Source organism: Stenotrophomonas sp. S41 (assembly GCF_016624625.1).
Classification (GTDB): domain Bacteria; phylum Pseudomonadota; class Gammaproteobacteria; order Xanthomonadales; family Xanthomonadaceae; genus Stenotrophomonas.
On record NZ_JACVTV010000038.1, the window covers coordinates 1 to 17,049 of the forward strand.

General features: G+C 63.9%; 17 protein-coding genes and 1 tRNA gene. 13 read left to right on the forward strand and 5 right to left on the reverse strand.

What is annotated here, in order from left to right; genetic code table 11:
* Nucleotides 1-96 precede the first annotated feature (96 nt).
* A complete protein-coding gene (gene thiS, locus IAE56_RS10190; protein WP_164073625.1) occupies nt 97-297 on the reverse strand; it encodes a sulfur carrier protein ThiS in 201 nt (66 codons plus the stop codon).
* A 206-nt stretch (nt 298-503) separates the two neighbouring features.
* Here thiS and IAE56_RS10195 point away from each other — a divergent pair, with 206 nt between their 5' ends.
* The 9 genes from IAE56_RS10195 to IAE56_RS10235 all read left to right on the forward strand — a co-directional run bounded on the left by IAE56_RS10195 (nt 504) and on the right by IAE56_RS10235 (nt 8,218).
* The gene (locus IAE56_RS10195; protein ID WP_200752461.1) at nt 504-2,336 is read left to right on the forward strand and encodes an autotransporter domain-containing protein; all 1,833 of its coding nucleotides are present in this window, start codon (nt 504-506) and stop codon (nt 2,334-2,336) included.
* 92 nt (nt 2,337-2,428) lie between these two features.
* Nucleotides 2,429-2,502, forward strand: a tRNA-Gly gene (locus tag IAE56_RS10200).
* A gap of 136 nt (nt 2,503-2,638) precedes the next feature.
* Nucleotides 2,639-2,881, forward strand: coding sequence for a hypothetical protein (locus IAE56_RS10205; RefSeq protein WP_200752462.1), 243 nt, complete (start codon nt 2,639-2,641; stop codon nt 2,879-2,881).
* An 88-nt stretch (nt 2,882-2,969) separates the two neighbouring features.
* The gene (gene rimK / locus IAE56_RS10210) at nt 2,970-3,848 is read left to right on the forward strand and encodes a 30S ribosomal protein S6--L-glutamate ligase (RefSeq protein WP_200752463.1); all 879 of its coding nucleotides are present in this window, start codon (nt 2,970-2,972) and stop codon (nt 3,846-3,848) included.
* Between the two features lie 268 nt (nt 3,849-4,116).
* Complete coding sequence (locus IAE56_RS10215) at nt 4,117-4,596, forward strand: hypothetical protein (RefSeq protein ID WP_200752464.1); 480 nt, start codon at nt 4,117-4,119, stop codon at nt 4,594-4,596.
* Between the two features lie 105 nt (nt 4,597-4,701).
* Nucleotides 4,702-5,172, forward strand: coding sequence for a hypothetical protein (locus tag IAE56_RS10220; protein ID WP_234456003.1), 471 nt, complete (start codon nt 4,702-4,704; stop codon nt 5,170-5,172).
* 139 nt (nt 5,173-5,311) lie between these two features.
* Nucleotides 5,312-5,989 carry a response regulator transcription factor gene (locus IAE56_RS10225; protein ID WP_005410804.1) on the forward strand — a complete coding sequence of 226 codons (678 nt, stop codon included), beginning with the start codon at nt 5,312-5,314 and terminating at the stop codon, nt 5,987-5,989.
* Nucleotides 5,952-7,322, forward strand: coding sequence for a HAMP domain-containing sensor histidine kinase (locus tag IAE56_RS10230; protein WP_200752466.1), 1,371 nt, complete (start codon nt 5,952-5,954; stop codon nt 7,320-7,322). Before IAE56_RS10225 ends, IAE56_RS10230 begins: the two co-directional genes overlap by 38 nt.
* A gap of 479 nt (nt 7,323-7,801) precedes the next feature.
* Nucleotides 7,802-8,218 carry a hypothetical protein gene (locus IAE56_RS10235; protein ID WP_200752467.1) on the forward strand — a complete coding sequence of 139 codons (417 nt, stop codon included), beginning with the start codon at nt 7,802-7,804 and terminating at the stop codon, nt 8,216-8,218.
* A 66-nt stretch (nt 8,219-8,284) separates the two neighbouring features.
* Here IAE56_RS10235 and IAE56_RS10240 read toward each other — a convergent pair whose 3' ends face one another.
* The 4 genes from IAE56_RS10240 to IAE56_RS10255 form a co-directional block, all read right to left on the reverse strand.
* A complete protein-coding gene (locus tag IAE56_RS10240) occupies nt 8,285-9,352 on the reverse strand; it encodes an AI-2E family transporter (protein ID WP_325167187.1) in 1,068 nt (355 codons plus the stop codon).
* Between the two features lie 104 nt (nt 9,353-9,456).
* The gene (coaE, locus tag IAE56_RS10245; protein WP_200752469.1) at nt 9,457-10,068 is read right to left on the reverse strand and encodes a dephospho-CoA kinase; all 612 of its coding nucleotides are present in this window, start codon (nt 10,066-10,068) and stop codon (nt 9,457-9,459) included.
* 10 nt (nt 10,069-10,078) lie between these two features.
* Nucleotides 10,079-10,942, reverse strand: a complete 864-nt coding sequence (locus tag IAE56_RS10250; RefSeq protein WP_116863564.1) for an A24 family peptidase — start codon at nt 10,940-10,942, stop codon at nt 10,079-10,081.
* Between the two features lie 8 nt (nt 10,943-10,950).
* On the reverse strand, nt 10,951-12,210 hold the full coding sequence (locus IAE56_RS10255; protein ID WP_200752470.1) for a type II secretion system F family protein: 1,260 nt from the start codon (nt 12,208-12,210) through the stop codon (nt 10,951-10,953).
* A 356-nt stretch (nt 12,211-12,566) separates the two neighbouring features.
* Between IAE56_RS10255 and IAE56_RS10260 the strand changes: the two genes are divergently transcribed.
* The 4 genes from IAE56_RS10260 (at nt 12,567) to IAE56_RS10275 (ending at nt 17,028) form a co-directional block, all read left to right on the forward strand.
* The gene (locus IAE56_RS10260; protein ID WP_200752471.1) at nt 12,567-12,992 is read left to right on the forward strand and encodes a pilin; all 426 of its coding nucleotides are present in this window, start codon (nt 12,567-12,569) and stop codon (nt 12,990-12,992) included.
* Nucleotides 12,993-13,141: 149 nt separating this feature from the next.
* Nucleotides 13,142-15,019: a hypothetical protein gene (locus IAE56_RS10265; RefSeq protein WP_200752472.1), complete on the forward strand. Its 1,878-nt coding sequence runs from the start codon at nt 13,142-13,144 to the stop codon at nt 15,017-15,019.
* Between the two features lie 3 nt (nt 15,020-15,022).
* Nucleotides 15,023-15,487 carry a GtrA family protein gene (locus IAE56_RS10270; protein WP_200752473.1) on the forward strand — a complete coding sequence of 155 codons (465 nt, stop codon included), beginning with the start codon at nt 15,023-15,025 and terminating at the stop codon, nt 15,485-15,487.
* On the forward strand, nt 15,484-17,028 hold the full coding sequence (locus IAE56_RS10275; protein WP_200752474.1) for an NAD(P)/FAD-dependent oxidoreductase: 1,545 nt from the start codon (nt 15,484-15,486) through the stop codon (nt 17,026-17,028). The genes IAE56_RS10270 and IAE56_RS10275 overlap by 4 nt, the downstream gene beginning before the upstream one ends.
* Nucleotides 17,029-17,049: the final 21 nt, after the last annotated feature.

Consider the following 17,049-nt stretch of genomic DNA (forward strand, 5'->3'; position numbering starts at 1 on the left):
CCCCCCCCCCCCCCCCCCCCCCCCCCCCCCCCCCCCCCCCCCCCCCGGGGGCCCCCCCCCCCCCCCCCCGCGAGCGCGAAGCGCGGGGGCCTTGCCTCAACCACCGCCCAGCGCGTGCACGATCTCCACCACATCACCTTCGGCCAGCACATGCTCGCCATGGCGGCTGCGGCTGACGATCTCGCCATTCACTTCCACCGCCACCCGGCGCTGCAGCAGCTGCTCGGCGGCGAGCAGGTCGTGGAGGGTCGCCGAAGCGGGCAGGGTGCGGGGTTCGCCATTGAGCTGGATGTTCATCGGGGCATTGTCGCCGATGGCCCGTCGGGATCGGAACAGTTGCATCCTGGCCCGCGCGCCACCTCCAGCACACCCCGTCCGCGCGGGTTCAGGCGACAATTCATGCGGCGGCGCAGCGTGAGCAATCGGCGGCACGGTGAAACCATTCACCGTGCGCCGGCGTACGTGTGCGCTGGATCCCCAACATTTCCCCCAGGAGTTTCTACATGCTGCTCAGCAAACGCCCGATCCGCTCCCTGATGGCGGCCGCGATCGCGCTCGCCGCGCTGCCGGCCATGGCAGGCGAATCCCCGTTCACCCGCACCGTGTTCTTCGGCGACAGCCTGACCGACAGCGGCTACTACCGTCCGCTGCTGCCGGCCGACGTGCGTCCGGTCACCGGCCAGTTCACCACCAACCCGGGCTGGGAGTGGTCGCAGTTCGTCGCCGACTATTACGGCACCAACGCCAGCCCCAACGGCAACGGCCAGACTGGTGACAACTACGCCGTCGGTGGCGCCCGCGTGGGCGTCGACCTGACCCAGCCGGCGTTCGGCAACGTGCCGGTGCCGTCGCTGAAGACGCAGTTTGCCAACTACCTGGCGGCCAACGGTGGCAAGGCCGACCCGAACGCGCTGTACACCGTGTGGGGCGGCGCCAACGACCTGTTCTCGATCACCGCCCCGGCACAGGCGCCGGCCGTGATCGGCGCAGCAGTCACCACCCAGATCGGCATCGTGGCCAGCCTGAAGCAGGCCGGCGCGCAGTACGTGATGGTGCCCAACCTGCCCGACGTCGGCATCACCCCGGGGTTCATCGACCGCGGCGCCGCCGGCCAGGCACTGGGCACCGCCCTGTCCACCGCCTACAACAACGCCCTGTACGGTGGCCTGAAGCAGGCCGGCATCGAGTTCATCCCGCTCGATACCTACACCCTGCTGCACGAAATCATCGCCAACCCGGGCATGTACGGCTTCAGCAACGTCACCGGCCGCGCCTGCCTGGTGGCCTCGTCGCTGACCTGCAGCCCGCTGGCCTACGTGCGCCCGGATGCGGCCAGCAGCTACCTGTTCGCCGATGACGTGCACCCGACCTCGGCCGCGCACCAGATGCTGGGCCAGTACGCCATCTCGATCCTGGAAGGCCCGCGCCTGCAGCAGATCCTGACCCATTCGGCGCAGACCATCGGCCGTTCGCGTGCCGACCAGGTCAGCCTGCACCAGGCCGGCCGTCCGGCCGACGGCATGTCCTGGTGGGGTGGCGTGCGTGGCGACATGCAGCGCTACGACCACGCCGACGTGTACGACGGCCTCGCGCCGGCCGGTCTGTTCGGTGTCGACTGGGCGCGTGACGGCATGGTCGTCGGCGGCTTCGCCGGCTTCGGCCGCATGAATGCCGACTTCGGCAACAGCCGTGGCGACTTCACCCAGAAGGACACGACCGCCGGTCTGTTCGCCGGCTGGTATGGCGACCGCATCTGGGTCAATGGCCAGGTCAGCTACACCTGGCTGTCCTATGACGTGAACCGCAAGGTCCAGCTGGGCCCGGCCACCCGCGAACACGGCGGCTCGCCGGACGGCAGCAACCTGACCGCGGCCCTGAACGCCGGCTACGAGTTCGGCACCGAAGGCGGCTTCCGCCACGGCCCGATCGCCTCGGTGATCTGGCAGAAGGTGAAGATCGACGGCTACACCGAAACCGCCGATGCCAACACCCTGGCTACCGCGCTGGGCTACGGCAAGCAGGACGTCGATTCCACCGTCGGCCGCATCGGCTGGCAGGCCCGCTTCGATGGCGGCGCCGTCAAGCCGTACGTGCAGGTGACCTACGACCACGAGTTCGAGGACACCAAGCAGGCCAGCGCCTGGGTGCAGAGCCTGCCGGACGTGGGCATGTACCGCGTGCCGGGCATGGACTTCGACAAGAACTATGCAACCGCCATCTTCGGCGCGCGCATGGAGCTGTTCGGCCTGCAGAGCAACATCGGCCTGAGCGCCACCACTCTGCAGAAGCGTGCGCAGGACGCGACGCTGTTCGCCAACTTCAGCGGCAGCTTCTGATCCAGGGCGGGGTCGGATCCCTTTCCGCCAGGAAAGGGCTCCGACCCCATTGCCCAACACCGGCCGCTCCGCATAGACTTCCACCCTGCAACGCGGGCGTAGCTCAATGGTAGAGCTGTAGCTTCCCAAGCTACTGACGAGGGTTCGATTCCCTTCGCCCGCTCCAGCTTCCAGAACCCCGGTAACGGCCGCGCCGTTGCCGGGGTTTTTTTATCGGCCGCAGGCGAAGATTTCAACAATCCTCATGGCGGGCAGGGCCAGCGGCCCGCTAGCGTTCTTCAACGTCATGGGAAACCCGAAGCATGAAGAACCACAAGGATGTCGTCACCCTGCTGCACCAGATCTTCCTGTCGGCCGGCACCGGGTCCAACAAGCAGCTCGAAGCGGTGCGCGCGCTGGGCCGGGCCGGTGGTCCGCATGCTGCACAGCTGATCGAACAGATCTACCGCGAAGCCTTCAGTGGTTCGACCCTGCAGATGGCCTGCGTGGCGGCCCTGGGTGAAGCCGCGCGGGGCTGCGCCGCAGACGCGGCGGACAGCGACTGAAGGCACGTCGACAGGCCTGTGTCGGCAGCATCATCCCGCCGCAACGCCGCCGCGCTATGCTGCGCGCCTGCCGTCCACTGCCGCCGCGATGAAGCTCGCCATCCTGTCCCGCAACAGCTCGCTGTACTCCACCCGCCGGCTGGTCGAGGCGGCCCGTGCACGTGGCCACACCGTCCGCATCCTCGACCCGCTGCGCTGCTACATGCGCATCGCCGCCGATGGCTTTTCCATGCACTACAAGGGTCGGCCGATGACCGGCGTGGACGTGGTCATTCCGCGCATCGGTGCCTCCATCACCCGCTACGGCACCGCCGTGCTGCGCCAGTTCGAACTGATGGGCGCGCGCACCCCCAATCCGTCCGACGCGATCCTGCGTTCGCGCGACAAGCTGCGCGCGCACCAGCTGCTCGCGGCCAAGGGCATCGACATGCCGGTGACGGTATTCGGCGACAACCCGGACGATACGGTCGACCTGCTGTCGATGCTCGGCCCGCCGCCGCACGTGGTGAAACTCAACGAGGGCACCCAGGGTCGCGGCGTCATCCTCACCGAGAAGGCCAGCGCCTCGCGCGGCATTGTCGAAGCCCTGCGCGGCCTGTACGCCAACTTCCTCATGCAGGAGTTCATCGGCGAGGCCAAGGGCGCTGACCTGCGCTGCTTCGTGGTGGGCGACCAGGTGGTGGCCTCCATGCAGCGGCAGGCGCCGGAAGGCGACTTCCGCTCCAACCTGCATGCCGGTGGCACGGCAGTGCCGGCCAAGGCCAGCCGGGCTGAACAGCAGGTGGCGGTGCGCTCGGCCAAGGCGCTGGGCCTGTCGGTGTGCGGGGTCGACCTGATCCGCTCCGAGCGCGGCCCGCTGGTGCTGGAGGTCAACTCCACGCCGGGCCTGGAAGGCATCGAAGCGGCCTGCCAGGTGGACGTGGCATCGCGCATCATTGCCCACGTCGAGAAGATTAAAAAGTCTTGATTATCAATGATTTGAAATTTTCCTGAAGGATCGCCGCCAGGTTTAACACGCCTTTAATCGGGCCCGGCGTAGGCTTCAGCGAACCGCAGCTCTGCCTCTCAGCAGGATCGGTAATCGGGATACGACTTCAGGCCCAGGCGGGTAGACCGCCTGGGTCTTTTTTATGCCCGGCCCAGCCCCGGCGGACCCCGGTCAAAGGTCCCTTGTGGCGGGGCGGGGCGGCTCGTAGAGTTGGGCCTTCGTTCCGGGATGGATCGGGAGGTTGGCGATGTACCGCATTACCATGGTTGCGATGTTGCTGGGCCTGTCCGCGGCGGCCCAGGCCGCATCGGAAAAGCCCGTGGTCCAGATGGATCGGCAGGCCCCGGTGGCCGAGCAGGTGCGCAAGGTCGAAAAGGCGCTGGACAACGGCGAGTACGCCGAGATTTCAGCAGATGACCGTGCCCAGGTCCGGCAGTCGCTGGAGCGCATCACCCTGCGCGTGGGCGACCGGCAGACGGCGCAGGAACTGCCGCCAGCAGTGCAGAACGAGGTCTTCAACGACCAGGAGCGGATCAACACCATCCTTACCCGCGCCCATGCGGACAGCCGCCTGGTCTGCCAGCACACCCGCTCCACGGGCAGCAACATGCCCAAGAGCCGCTGCCTGACCGTGGCCGAACGCCGCCGGATCGAGGAAAAGGGCAAGGCGCTGCTCAACGACCAGCGCAGCTACAGGACGCTCTCGCCGCCGCCTGCCGGGCGCTGACGGATGGCCATCGCACACCCTGCCGGCAGTCACTTGTAGGCGCATCTGCACGCTCGTAGAGTGGGCCATTCTTCACGGACGATAACAGGGGAAACTATGCATCGCATGACCACGCTGGGCTTGGCCTTGGGCCTGGGAATCACCTTGGCTTTCACGGCACATGCCCGTGCCGACAAGGATGGCCGGGTCGCGCTTGACGCGACCGCGCCGGTGGCCGAGCAGATCGACGCCATCGAAAAAGCGATGAGGTCCGACAATTACAGCGAGATCAGCCTGGAGCAGAAGAGCGAGGTGCAACAGGCGCTGGGACGCATCCGCCTCAAGATGGGGGACCATCAGCGGGTGGATGAACTGAGCCAGGAGGCTCGCGTCGAGATCTTCAACGACCAGGAAAAGGTCAACACGATCCTGACCAACGCCCACGCCGACAGCCGCATGATCTGCCGCCGCGAGCGCACCATCGGCAGCAACCTGCCGCAGCGGGTGTGCATGACGGTGGCGCAGCGGCGCCAGGCCGAAGAGGTCAGCCGCAAGACGCTGCAGGACCGCCAGAACAACTACAACTACAGGAAGTGATCCGGGCCGCCCGCAGTCCGCACGAAATGTTAAGACTGCAACCTGTATCGTTCAGCGGGTAGACGTGGCGTCCACCCGCTCAGGCGCATCTTGAGCGGGTTGGCATCCCCCGACGACCCTTAATGAATCAGAGGTCCCAGTGCGTATTCTCGTAATCGAAGACAACAGCGACATCGCAGCCAACCTTGGCGATTACCTCGAGGACCGGGGCCACACAGTGGACTTCGCCGCAGATGGCGTGACCGGCCTGCATCTGGCGGTGGTGCACGAATTCGACGCGATCGTGCTGGATCTCAACCTGCCGGGCATGGACGGCATCGAAGTCTGCCGCAAGCTTCGCAACGAAGCGCGCAAGCAGACCCCGGTGCTGATGCTGACCGCGCGCGATTCGCTGGACAACAAGCTGGCTGGTTTCGATTCCGGGGCCGACGATTACCTGATCAAGCCGTTCGCGCTGCAGGAAGTGGAAGTCCGCCTCAACGCTCTGTCGCGCCGCGGCAAGGGCGTGCAGACCCGCGTGCTGGAAACCGGCGACCTGGAATACAACCTGGACACGCTGGAAGTGCGCCGCCAGGGCAAGCTGCTGCAGCTCAACCCGACGGCGTTGAAGATCCTGCAGGCGCTGATGGAAGCCGCCCCGGCGGTGGTCACCCGCCAGGAACTGGAAACCCGCGTGTGGGGCGAAGAGCTGCCCGATTCGGATTCCCTGCGCGTACACATCCACGGCCTGCGTGCCGTGGTCGACAAGCCGTTTGAAGTGCCGCTGATCCAGACCCGCCATGGCATCGGATACCGCATCGCCACCCCGGAAGCCTGATTCGGTGGCAACCAAGGGGGAGCGTCGGCGCACGCCCTATCGGCGGCGCCTGCGCAGTCGCATCATCGTCTCGTTCGTGTTGTTGGGCTTCTGCCTGACGACACTGTTCGCGTTTGCCACCAACTGGGCCCGCATGCGCGTGGAAAACCAGCTGGTGGAAGACGTGATGAACCGCAACATCAATGAGTATGCGCGGCGGTTCCATGAGAATCCGGACCGCAATCCGGATCTGCCCGTGCAGCAGATGTACGCCCGCCTGATCAAGCCGGACAAATTCGAAGCGCTGCGGCAGGAAGAGCCGGACTGGTACGAGTTCAAGGACGGCCTGTACAACATGGGCGGCATCGACGAGCGGGGTCAGCGCTATTCCTACAAGCTGGCCGTGCGCAAGACGCCTGATGCCTGGGCGTTCCTGGCCTATGACATGACCGACAGCGTGCGCGGCGGGCAGCAGCTCAACCGCGCGCTGATCCTGTCGGTACTGGTGTTCAGCCTGCTGTCGCTGGTGCTGGGCTGGTGGTCGGCGTCGAAGGTGATGAAGCCGGTGTCCGACCTGGCCGCGCGGCTGCGCGCCTACCGCGGCGGTACCAGTGATCCCGAGCCCCTGGCGCCGCGCTTCCCTGACGACGAAGTGGGCCAGCTGGCGCAGGCGCTGGATGACTATTCCTCGCGCCTGACCGAAGTCGTGCAGCGCGACCGTGAGTTCAATGCCGACGTCAGCCACGAGCTGCGCACGCCACTGGCGGTGATCCGCGGCGCGACCGAGCTGCTGCTGACCCGTCCCGGTCTGGACGAAAAGGTGCTGCAACGCCTGCAGCGCATCCAGCGTGCCGAACAGCAGTGCAGCGATCTGATCGGCGCCTTGCTGCTGCTGTCGCGCAACGAGCGCGGGCAGGGCACCAGCAACGTGGCGCGGGTGGCCGAGCAGCTGCTGGATGCGCATCGCGCGCAGCTCGGCGGCAAGCCGCTGGAGCTGGTGCTGGAAGGCGAGCGCGACCTGGTGATCGATTCCCCCGACGCCGCCCTGTCGGTGGCGCTGGGCAACCTCATCGGCAATGCCGTGAAGTATTCGCAGGATGGCAGTGTGCGCGTGCACGTCAGCAGCAATGCGGTGTCGGTGACCGACAGTGGTCCCGGCCTGAGCGAGGAAGACGCCGCCAAGCTGTTCCAGCGGGGTTATCGCGGCACCCATGCCGGCCACTCTCAGGGCGGTGGCATCGGCCTGTCGATCGTCAGCCGCCTGTGCGATCTGTACGGGTGGCAGGTGAGCGTGCGACCCGGTGGCGATCGCGGTGTGATCGCGACGCTGACGTTCTCGCCGAAGCCGCTCTGACGCCAGCTTGCTGCGGTGGGTGCGGCGCGGGGTGAATGGTGGGTGCGGACGCCCGATATGTGGTGGGTGCGGACCGTTGGTCCGCACTATGGATGACCGCGCCGGGTGAATGGTGGGTGCGGACCGTTGGTCCGCACTGTGGATGACCGCGCCGGGTGAATGGTGGGTGCGGACCGTTGGTCCGCACTATGGATGACCGCGCCGGGTGAACGGTGGGTGCGGACCGTTGGTCCACACTGCGGATGACCGCGCCGGGTGAATGGTGGGTGCGGACCGTTGGTCCGCACTGCGGATGTCCTCATCCACGCATGGCGTGGATCTACTGAGTGGATCCATTGTCGTAACTGGCATTCATGGCCTCGGCTTCTGTCGACGGACCAGCGTGCTTTCCCGTGTCACGGACCGCCTTGACGCATTTGCCTCCTGACATTCGCCCGCGCGGGTGGCCAGATGCCCCGTCACCTGCGAGGAACCTGGCCATGTCACACCGTACCCGTTACCCCAACCTGCACCAGCTGGTCGGCGATTCCATCGACGTGCTTTCCGCCGATGTCGCCGCGCGCATCGAAGCCGTGCTGAAGGATCCCGGTGACCTGATGTCCATCCTGCAGGAAAGGATGGAGGCCGACGATGCCACCGACCACGCGGCGACGCGTGCCGGGCTGACCGACCAGCAGAGCGGTACGGTCGCCGGTCTCAGGCGCACCGTGTCCGGTATCAGTACGCTGACCCGGCTCATGCATGCCGCGCACATCGCACGTACGCATGGCGGTCCGCTGCAGGCCGTGCCGCCGGAGACGATGGAGGGGCTGATGGTGGCCGCGCGCGAGCTGACCCGTCATGTGCAGCAACAAATGCAGGCCGAGCGCATGCGCGGTGCGGCGACGCTGCAGTAACGTAGAGCCGAGCCTGTGCTCGGCTGCTTTTGCGGCTGCGCCGCCGCCCGAGCATCGGCTCGGGCGCTACGCCTGCGATGTCTCAGCTGCTTTGCTGGAAGTGGTGTCGCCGGGGATGGGTGTCGACGTGCCCAGCGTCTCAACCACATACAGGCGCTTGACCAGCACGAACAACACCACGGTCAGCGGTGCGGCCAGCAGTATCCCGGCCGGCCCCAGCAGTGCACCGATGCCGAACAGCGAGAACAGCAGCAGGGCAGGGGGCAGGTCGACCGCACGCTGCTGGATGAGCGGCTGCAGCAGATGCCCCTCCACCTGCTGCACCACCACGAACAGCGCCACCGTCGCCAAGGCGATTTCCGGGCTGACCGTAAACGCCAGCAGGATGGCGGGCGCCGCTGCCAGGATCGGGCCGACGATCGGCACGAAGTCCAGCAGCGCGGTGATGATGCCCAGCCCGAACGCGACCGGCACACCCAGCGCCCACAGCCCCAGTCCGGTAAGCAGACCGACCACCGCCATGGCCAGCAACTGCCCGCCCAGCCAGGCTTTCAGTGCATTGCCGCTGGCATGAAGCGCGTCCTCCACGGCCGGGCGCTGGCGCGTGGGCAGCAGCTTGAGCAGGCCTGTGCGGTACAGATCCGGTTGCGCCGCCAGATAGATGCCGCCGATCAGCACCAGGAACAGGTCCGCGACGCCGCCGGTGGCCGACATCGCCAGCGCCCCGGCCCGGGCCGCCATTGTCGAGACGCTGGACTGCGCGTTCTGGGTCAGCTCGTGCACGGTGGGGCCGACCGGGCTGTCCGACAGCCACGCCTGGAAGTGTTCCCAGGCGGCAGGCAGGGTCTGCCGCAGCGTCGCCATCTGGTCGCCCAGCTGCGAACCGAACAGCCACATGGCCCCCGTGAACAGCGTCACCAGCAGCAGCACAGTCAGGCCCAGTGCCCAACCCTCCGGGAGCGGCGTGTAGCGCAGCACCGCGCCGACGATCGTCCGCAGCAGTGCCGCCACCACCACCGCCCCGAAGATCAGCAGGACCAGTTGCGACAGCTGCCACAACAGCAGGGCGAGGGCGACCAGCGCCAGGGTCACTGCCACGCGGGCGGTGTAGGAACGAAGAGAGGCGGTCGGCACGGTCGATCTCACAGGCAGGCGCAATGACAGGCGCAGGACCATAGCGGGGCGCGTGAGAAGACGGTGTGTGTCTGCGGGGTTACAGCTAGGCGGTTGCCAACGCCTCAGGTCGAGGCGAGTTGCAGATACCGCGCGTGCAGCGCTTCCACCTGTGCCTGCAGGTCTTCCGGGTGGCCATCATTGACCACTACGTCATCGGCCAGTGCCTGGCGCTGTGTGCGGCTGGCCTGGGCGGCAATCATCCGGTCCGCCAACGCAGCATCGATGCCGTCGCGCTGCATCAGCCGCGCGTGCTGCACGGCCTCGGGTGCATCAACCAGCAGGACACGGTCCAGCCAGGGGTAGGCTTGGCGGCCGCCGACCTCGGTCAGCAGCGGAATCGCCGCCAGCGCGTAGGGGCTGGCGGCCTGCTCGCACTGCTGCTGCATCAGGAGGCGAATTGCCGGATGGGTGATCGCCTCCAGGGCGACCCGTTCGGCAGGATCGGCGAACACATGGGCCCGCAGGCGGGCCCGGTCCAGGCTGCCATCGGCCAGCAGCATCTCCGCGCCGAAGCGCTCGGCGATGGTGGCGAGGGCCGGGCTGCCGGCCGCGACCACCGCACGTGCGGCCAGATCGGCATCGGCCACCACGATCCCCAGCGCCTCGAAGCGCCGGGTCACCTCGCTCTTGCCGGCAGCGATGCCGCCGGTCAGGCCGACCACATAACGGCTCATGGCGGCAGCGTCAGCGCAGCCCGCTCATGACCAGGTACTGGTTCACCACCGGCTCGCCCCACATGAAGTACACCCAGCCAGCCAGCGCCAGGTAAGGGCCGAACGGGATCGGCGTGGCCTTGTCGCGGCCGCGGGTGTACAGCCAGATCGAGCCGATGACGGCACCCAGCACCGACGACAGCAGGATGATGGGCAGGATGCCCTTCAACCCGCACCAAGCGCCCAGCGCAGCCAGCAGCTTGGCGTCGCCGCCGCCCATGCCGTCGCGGTTGGTCACCAGCTTGTAGGCCCTGGCCACGATCCACAGCACAAGGAAGCCCGCAGCGGCACCGATCAGGGCCGGTTTGGCCGGCATGTACAGGTTGTCCATGCTGCCGACCAGACCCAGCCACATCAATGGCAGGGTGATCTGGTCCGGCAGGTACTGCGTGCGCAGGTCGATACCGGACAGGGCGATCAGGAAACAGGTCAGCACGATGGCACCGAAGCCCTGCCAGCCGAAGCCGAACTGCCAGACGCAGCCCAGCACCATCACCGCGGTCAGCGCTTCCACCAGCGGGTACTGGATGGAGATGGGGGCCTTGCAGTGGCGGCACTTGCCGCCCTGGACGATCCAGCTGAACAACGGGATGTTCTCGTACCACGACAGCTTGTGCTTGCAGTGCGGGCAGTGCGACGGCTCGACCACGATGCCTGGTGGTGGCGGGTCGTAGATGTCCGGCTGCTCCAGGACCTCGCGCGCCTCGCGCTTCCACTCCCACATCATCCGCTTGGGCAGGCGCAGGATGACCACGTTGAGGAAACTGCCCAGTAGCAGCCCAAGGGCGGCCGCGGCGGGGTAGCCGAGGCCGGGATGCTGGTCGAGAAATGCCATTGTTACCTTTAGCCGACGACGGCGCCGAGTTTGAAGATGGGCAGGTACATGCCGATGACCATGCCGCCGACGATGGTACCAATGAACACCATGATCATCGGCTCGAGCAGGCTGCTCAGGGCGTCCACGGCATTGTTGACTTCCTGCTCATAGTACTCGGCCACCTTGAACAGCATGGTATCCAGGGCGCCGGCCTCTTCACCGATGCCGGTCATCTGGATGACCATGTGCGGGAAGAGGTTGGTCTGCTTCATGGCCATGTTGACCGGATAGCCGACCGACACATCGTCGCGCATGCGCAGGACGGCTTCCTCGTAGACCTTGTTGCCTGTGGCGCCGGCAACGATGCTCAGGCCCTCCACCAACGGCACGCCCGCTTTGAAAGTCACGGCGGTGGTACGCGCGAATCGGGCGATGGCGCTGTTGTTCATGATTTCACCCAGAATCGGGATCTTCAGAATGATGCGATCGACCCGATGCTGGAGAGCGGGAGATCGATTGAACAGCATGATGAAGCCGACGATGCTGCCAATGCTGACGATGAGCATCAGCCACCACCATGACACCATGAACCGCGACAGATTGACGATCATCTGGGTGAATGCGGGCAGATCGGCGCCGAAGTTCTTGAAGACCTCCTCGAACTGGGGGACCACGAAGATCAGCAGGATTGCCGAGACGATGATGGCCACCGCCACGACCATCGCCGGGTAGAACATGGCCTTCTTGATCTTGCCCTTCAGCGCCTCGATGTTCTCTTTATAAGTCGCGATCGTCTCAAGAACGGTTTCCAGCACACCCGCGCCTTCGCCTGCGCGAACCAGATTGCGGTAGAGCTCGTCGAACTGCACCGGATGCTTGCTGATGGCCTCATGCAGGGATGAGCCGCCCTCGATGTCGGTGCGGATGCCGTCGACCATCTTCTTCATCCGCGGGTTCTTGTGCCCGCTGCCGATGATCTCCAGAGATGACACGATCGGTACGCCCGATTTCATCATCGTCGCCATCTGGCGGCTGAAGAAGGCGATGTCCTTGGGGGTGATCCGCTTGCCTGCAGCGCCGAACAACGGCTTCGGCTTGGCCTTCACCTGTCCGGGATTGATTCCCTGGCGGCGCAGTTCGGCGCGCAGCAGGTTGGCGTTCTTCGCCAACTGCTCCCCTTTCATCTTCACGCCCCGCTTGTCGGTCCCCTCCCAGACAAACGGCTGTAGCTCCATGGTGCTACGCGCCACGGGCTCTTTCTTGATCGCACTGCGACTGACAGACATGTTGGCTCCCCAAGGCCCGCCATCCCCAGGCGGGCATCATGACTGCCGATGTTAGCCGGTTCATGGCCATCTGGGCAGGTCGGGAGGGGGCAGGAATGTGGAATCGTGCCGACTTCCGCCCAAAGGTGACGCACTGCGTCACATTGCCGTGTCCGTCGCATTTCCTGTTCCGGGGGCTTCACATACAAGAATTTGCTGCCATCATTGGCCCCGGGGAAATCCAGGGGGAGGCGTGCCGGGGTTGGCACGCAACCTGCGTTGATCCACCCGCAGGGCGCAGGATCCGCTCAGCCGGCCACCGGCCGGACCATCCAGGCGCACTGAACTCAACCACCACCAATCTTGGGGATGTACACATGAAGAACCAGAAGGGCTTCACCCTCATCGAACTGATGATCGTCGTCGCGATCATCGCGATCCTGGCCGCCATCGCTCTGCCGGCTTACCAGGATTACCTGGTCAAGTCGCGCGTTTCGGAAGTCGTGCTGGCTGCTTCGTCGGCCCGTACCACTGTTTCGGAAGCCGCTGCTGCCGACACCACCGCCAACATGCCGACCTCGGTTGCGATCGAGTCGCAGAGCTCGAAGTATGTCTCCAGCGTTACCTACGCGGCGACTGGTGCCAAGGCTACGATCACTGCAAATGCGCAGGCTCTGGGTGGTTCGACCCCGACCGGCACCATCGTCCTGACCGGCACGAAGGGCAGCAACGGTCAGGTTGACTGGACCTGCGGCGGCTCCATCGCTGCGAAGTATCGTCCGGCTACCTGCCAGGCACAGTAATTTGCTGATCTGGATGGATCCACGCAGTTGCCGTGGCTTCATTTGACAAAGCAGGCCCCGCCACCAGCGGGGCCTGTTTTTTATAGGGGCACAGGGGACGGGGGACAGGGATGATTGTGTTGCGCAGGCTTGCGCCTTGGTGTTTGGCGTTGGCATTGATCCTGTATGTGAAGCCCTATACGGGCATCAGGCATGATTCAACGCTCTATCTGGTGCAGGCCCTGCACGTCCTGAACCCGGGGATCTTCGGTCGAGATCTGTTTTTCCTGGCAGGAAGCCAAGCGGACTTCACGATCTTCCCGCAGCTCGTTGCCCTTCTGCTGAAGGTGGTGGAGCCCGGCCCTGCGTTTCTGGTGCATTCCATGCTCGGGCGGGTGGCCTTCTACGCCGCGAGTGCCTATCTGATCGTTGGTATCTTCCCCGCCAAGTGGCGGTGGCCTGCTGCATTTGCGCTGATCATCATGCCGACCGGCTATGGCGCGTTCAGCATGTTCTCCTATGCCGAACCCTTCTTCACGGCACGTCCCGTATCCGAAGCGCTGAGTCTGCTCGCGCTGGGTCTACTGGTTCGCAATCGGACCTGGTCATCAATACTGGTGTTTGCGCTTGCAGGCGCCCTTCATCCGTTGCAGGGACTGGCAGCAGTCATCGTTGCTTGGTGCTGGTTGGTGCAACGAGATCGCCGTTGGCTGTGGTCGCTGTGGCTGGTCATTCCGGTCGCCCTTCTGGGATGGCTGAAGGTTGGCCCATTGGAAGGGCTTTTCCGCTCCATTGATGCGGAATGGCGAGAGATGATCATCGGACTGAGTGACCAAGTATACCTCGGCAAATGGACGCCGCGTGACTGGTGCATCGTTCTTACCGATGTCTATCTGCTGACGCTGCTTGCGGCCAAGGTCCAGCTTGGCGGAGCGGCTCCGAAGCTGGCCAGGTCAGCCTTGTGGGCGGTGGCCATTGGCCTTGCATGCAGCTTCGTTCTCTCTGATGTTCTGCAGCTGATCCTGCCCACCGGGCTCCAATTGTGGCGGGTGCTCTGGCTCGCACACTGGCTTGCGGTGGCGTCTGCCCCAATGCTGATCTGGGAAAGCTGGAAGGATCCTCAGCGCGGAACGATTCCGGCGCTTCTGCTCTTTCTGATCGCACTGATCGGCGCCAGCGTGCCCTACAGCACCTTGCCTTGGGCAGTTCTTGGCCTGATCCCTCTTCATATGGCTTGGCCCCATGTAAAAGCCAAAACTGGTGCAGGAATCCGCAGGTTGCTTGTCGTGGCTCTGCTGGCTGCGATGCTGATAGCCGTGACCCGATACGAGCTGAAAGCACTGCACATCTTTGCAATGCTCGACCATAACTATGAGTTGATGCGCGTGGATGTGGTGATGTTGGCCTATCCATTGATCCTGTTAACGCTGGTAGCCGCTGCAGTATTTTGTTTCCGGCGCGCCAATCGATTCGGCCAAGCGCTGTTTGGCGCCTTGTCGCTGGTTGCCGTTGCAGGCGCACTGACTGTATGGGACTCCCGTAGTCCGTGGACCCAGGTACAGGAGTCGGCGACCGGAACAGACGTGTTCGGCTACGACGTACCGGAAGCCGCGACGGTCTTCTGGTACGCATCTGAGGCCTCGCCCCTTGGCCCTTGGTTGGTTCTCAGGCGCGCCAACTATTTCAGCCCTTATCAGCTGTCAGGCCAGATGTTCAACCGCGATACGCCGTTCATTGGGCGCGAACTGAAAATCCAGATTGATCCGGTCATGGTGCAGGCAGAGATCTGCGACTTCGTTACCCGGTCTGACAGTCGTGCCGCGCCATGCCGGGTGAGCACGATTGGTCTTGAAAGTCTATGCACTGCTCATGGTCGCCTGCAGCCGCCTGACTATTTCGTACTTCCGTTCGACCAGCTCGAGCATGTCAGGGGAAAATGGGTGGTCCGCCATCCAGCGACCGGGGAAGTAATCCTCAACCAGTATCTCTACAAGTGCACCGACTGGGCCTCCGGGTTGAAAGAAGCCGATTCGAAGGAGCAGGGGTAGAGCATGTACCGCCAATGGACCATGGCCCGCATTGGATTGCGGATGAAGACAGTGATGGAGAGTCTGGGCTACCTCTCGGCTTCCCTGTTTGCACTGGTCGTCGATCTCGGGATATTCACGACACTCGTTCGACTCGGTGGTAGTGGATACGTCGCTGCAGCGGTTGGCTTCCTGGCCGGTACAGTGGTTTCCTACTACATCAGCGTTCGCTTCGTATTCGCTGAACGCACTATGCGATCTCGCTGGATTGAGATGGCAACGTTTGCGTTGATCGGCTGCTTCGGATTGCTGGTTGTCCAGGTGGTCATGTGGGTGTGCATCTCCCAGATTGATCTGCAGGTGGGTGAAGCACGTCTGGTAGCGGTAGCATTCTCGTTTGCATCAAATTTTTTACTCAGAAAGCTGATCCTGTTTCGCTCGAAGCGAAGAAATCAGGACCTTGGGGAAGGTGAAGGGGAAGTGGTATGAGCAAGCATGTTGTAATCATTGGTGCAGGCCCTGCAGGGCTTACCGCAGCGCTTGAGCTCGTCCGGCAGCCGGATGTGACCGTTACGGTGCTTGAGGCGGATTCCTGCGTTGGAGGAATATCGCGCACGGTCCAGCACAACGGAAACCGTATCGATATCGGCGGGCACCGGTTCTTCTCCAAGTCCGACTGGGTCATGCAGTGGTGGGCCGACATGATGCCGATCGAGCACGACGGAGAAGTGCCGCTCAACCTGCGTTACCGGGGGCAATCCCGGGATGCTCTACCCGTGGGTGCGGCACCTGCCCCTGAGGGTAAGCCAGCGTCGATGCTGGTCCGTAACCGTTTGTCCCGAATTTACTTCAATCGTCGATTCTTCTCATATCCATTGAAAATGGATGTGGATAGCTTCCGCAACCTGGGTGCGACGAAGTCGGTACTGTTCGGCATCAGCTACATGCGCTCGCAGGTAAAGAAGATCGAGCCTGAGGTCAGCCTGGAGGATTTCCTGATCAACCGATTTGGTCAGCGGCTCTACAGGCAATTTTTCAAAGAATACACTGAGAAGGTGTGGGGTGTGCCCTGCAACGAGATCAGTGCCGACTGGGGTGCGCAGCGCATCAAGAGCCTGTCCATTACCAAGGCTGTGTTCCACGCAATGCGCGGCATGCTCGGTCTGAATGCGAAGGTGGCCCAGACATCGCTCATCGAGAATTTCCTGTATCCCAAGCATGGCCCCGGTGAAATGTGGGAAACCGCAGCTGCCAAGTTCGAGGCGCTGGGTGGAACGCTGCTGATGAAGCACAAGGCCATTGCCTTGGACGTGAGCGACGGCGTGGCACGCAGTGTCACTGTGCAGGATGATGCGGGCCACGTTTCCACGCTGGACTGCACGCATGTCATTTCGACGATGCCCGTACGGGAGCTGGTTGCTGCATCGAGAAACAACTGGTCGGCCGACATCGCGTCCATCGCCGACAATCTGCAGTATCGCGATTTCATTACGGTTGGGTTGCTCTACCGCAGCTCCGATCTGCCGCGCCCGTTGGGTGACAATTGGATCTACATCCAGGAGCCGGGTGTCAATGTCGGGCGTGTCCAGGTCTTCAATAACTGGAGTCCTTACATGGTCAGTGACACCTCAATGGTCTGGATGGGTCTCGAGTTTTTCTGCAAGGAGACCGACGATCTCTGGAAAATGGATGATGCACAGCTGCAGCAGCTGGCGCAGCGTGAGATGAAGCAGATTGGCCTGGTGTCTTCGGATGCGGCGTTGGATGCAGTGGTCATTCGCGTTCCAAAAGCGTACCCCGGCTACTTCGGTGAGGCCTATGCAAGGTTTGACGAATTGCGCGACGCTCTCGATTCCGTCCCCAATCTGTTCCTCGTTGGGCGCAATGGCATGCATCGTTACAACAACCAGGATCATTCGATGCTGACCGCGAAGGAAGCAGCGGACCAGATCATTTCCGGCGACGTCGACAAGAGTCGTTTGTGGTCGATCAACGTTGATGATGAGTATCACGAGGAAGCAAAGGCCTGATCGTCGTCCTTACGGGTTTGC

Coding starts and splice junctions, on each gene's coding strand:
- IAE56_RS10255 (WP_200752470.1), bottom strand. CDS start 12,210: ATGTCTGTCAGTCGCAGTGCGATCAAGAAAGAGCCCGTGGCGCGTAGC.
- IAE56_RS10230 (WP_200752466.1), top strand. CDS start 5,952: ATGGCATCGGATACCGCATCGCCACCCCGGAAGCCTGATTCGGTGGCA.
- IAE56_RS10260 (WP_200752471.1), top strand. CDS start 12,567: ATGAAGAACCAGAAGGGCTTCACCCTCATCGAACTGATGATCGTCGTC.
- IAE56_RS10215 (WP_200752464.1), top strand. CDS start 4,117: ATGTACCGCATTACCATGGTTGCGATGTTGCTGGGCCTGTCCGCGGCG.
- IAE56_RS10235 (WP_200752467.1), top strand. CDS start 7,802: ATGTCACACCGTACCCGTTACCCCAACCTGCACCAGCTGGTCGGCGAT.
- IAE56_RS10250 (WP_116863564.1), bottom strand. CDS start 10,942: ATGGCATTTCTCGACCAGCATCCCGGCCTCGGCTACCCCGCCGCGGCC.
- rimK (WP_200752463.1), top strand. CDS start 2,970: ATGAAGCTCGCCATCCTGTCCCGCAACAGCTCGCTGTACTCCACCCGC.
- IAE56_RS10205 (WP_200752462.1), top strand. CDS start 2,639: ATGAAGAACCACAAGGATGTCGTCACCCTGCTGCACCAGATCTTCCTG.
- IAE56_RS10270 (WP_200752473.1), top strand. CDS start 15,023: ATGTACCGCCAATGGACCATGGCCCGCATTGGATTGCGGATGAAGACA.
- IAE56_RS10275 (WP_200752474.1), top strand. CDS start 15,484: ATGAGCAAGCATGTTGTAATCATTGGTGCAGGCCCTGCAGGGCTTACC.
- thiS (WP_164073625.1), bottom strand. CDS start 297: ATGAACATCCAGCTCAATGGCGAACCCCGCACCCTGCCCGCTTCGGCG.
- IAE56_RS10195 (WP_200752461.1), top strand. CDS start 504: ATGCTGCTCAGCAAACGCCCGATCCGCTCCCTGATGGCGGCCGCGATC.
- coaE (WP_200752469.1), bottom strand. CDS start 10,068: ATGAGCCGTTATGTGGTCGGCCTGACCGGCGGCATCGCTGCCGGCAAG.
- IAE56_RS10220 (WP_234456003.1), top strand. CDS start 4,702: ATGACCACGCTGGGCTTGGCCTTGGGCCTGGGAATCACCTTGGCTTTC.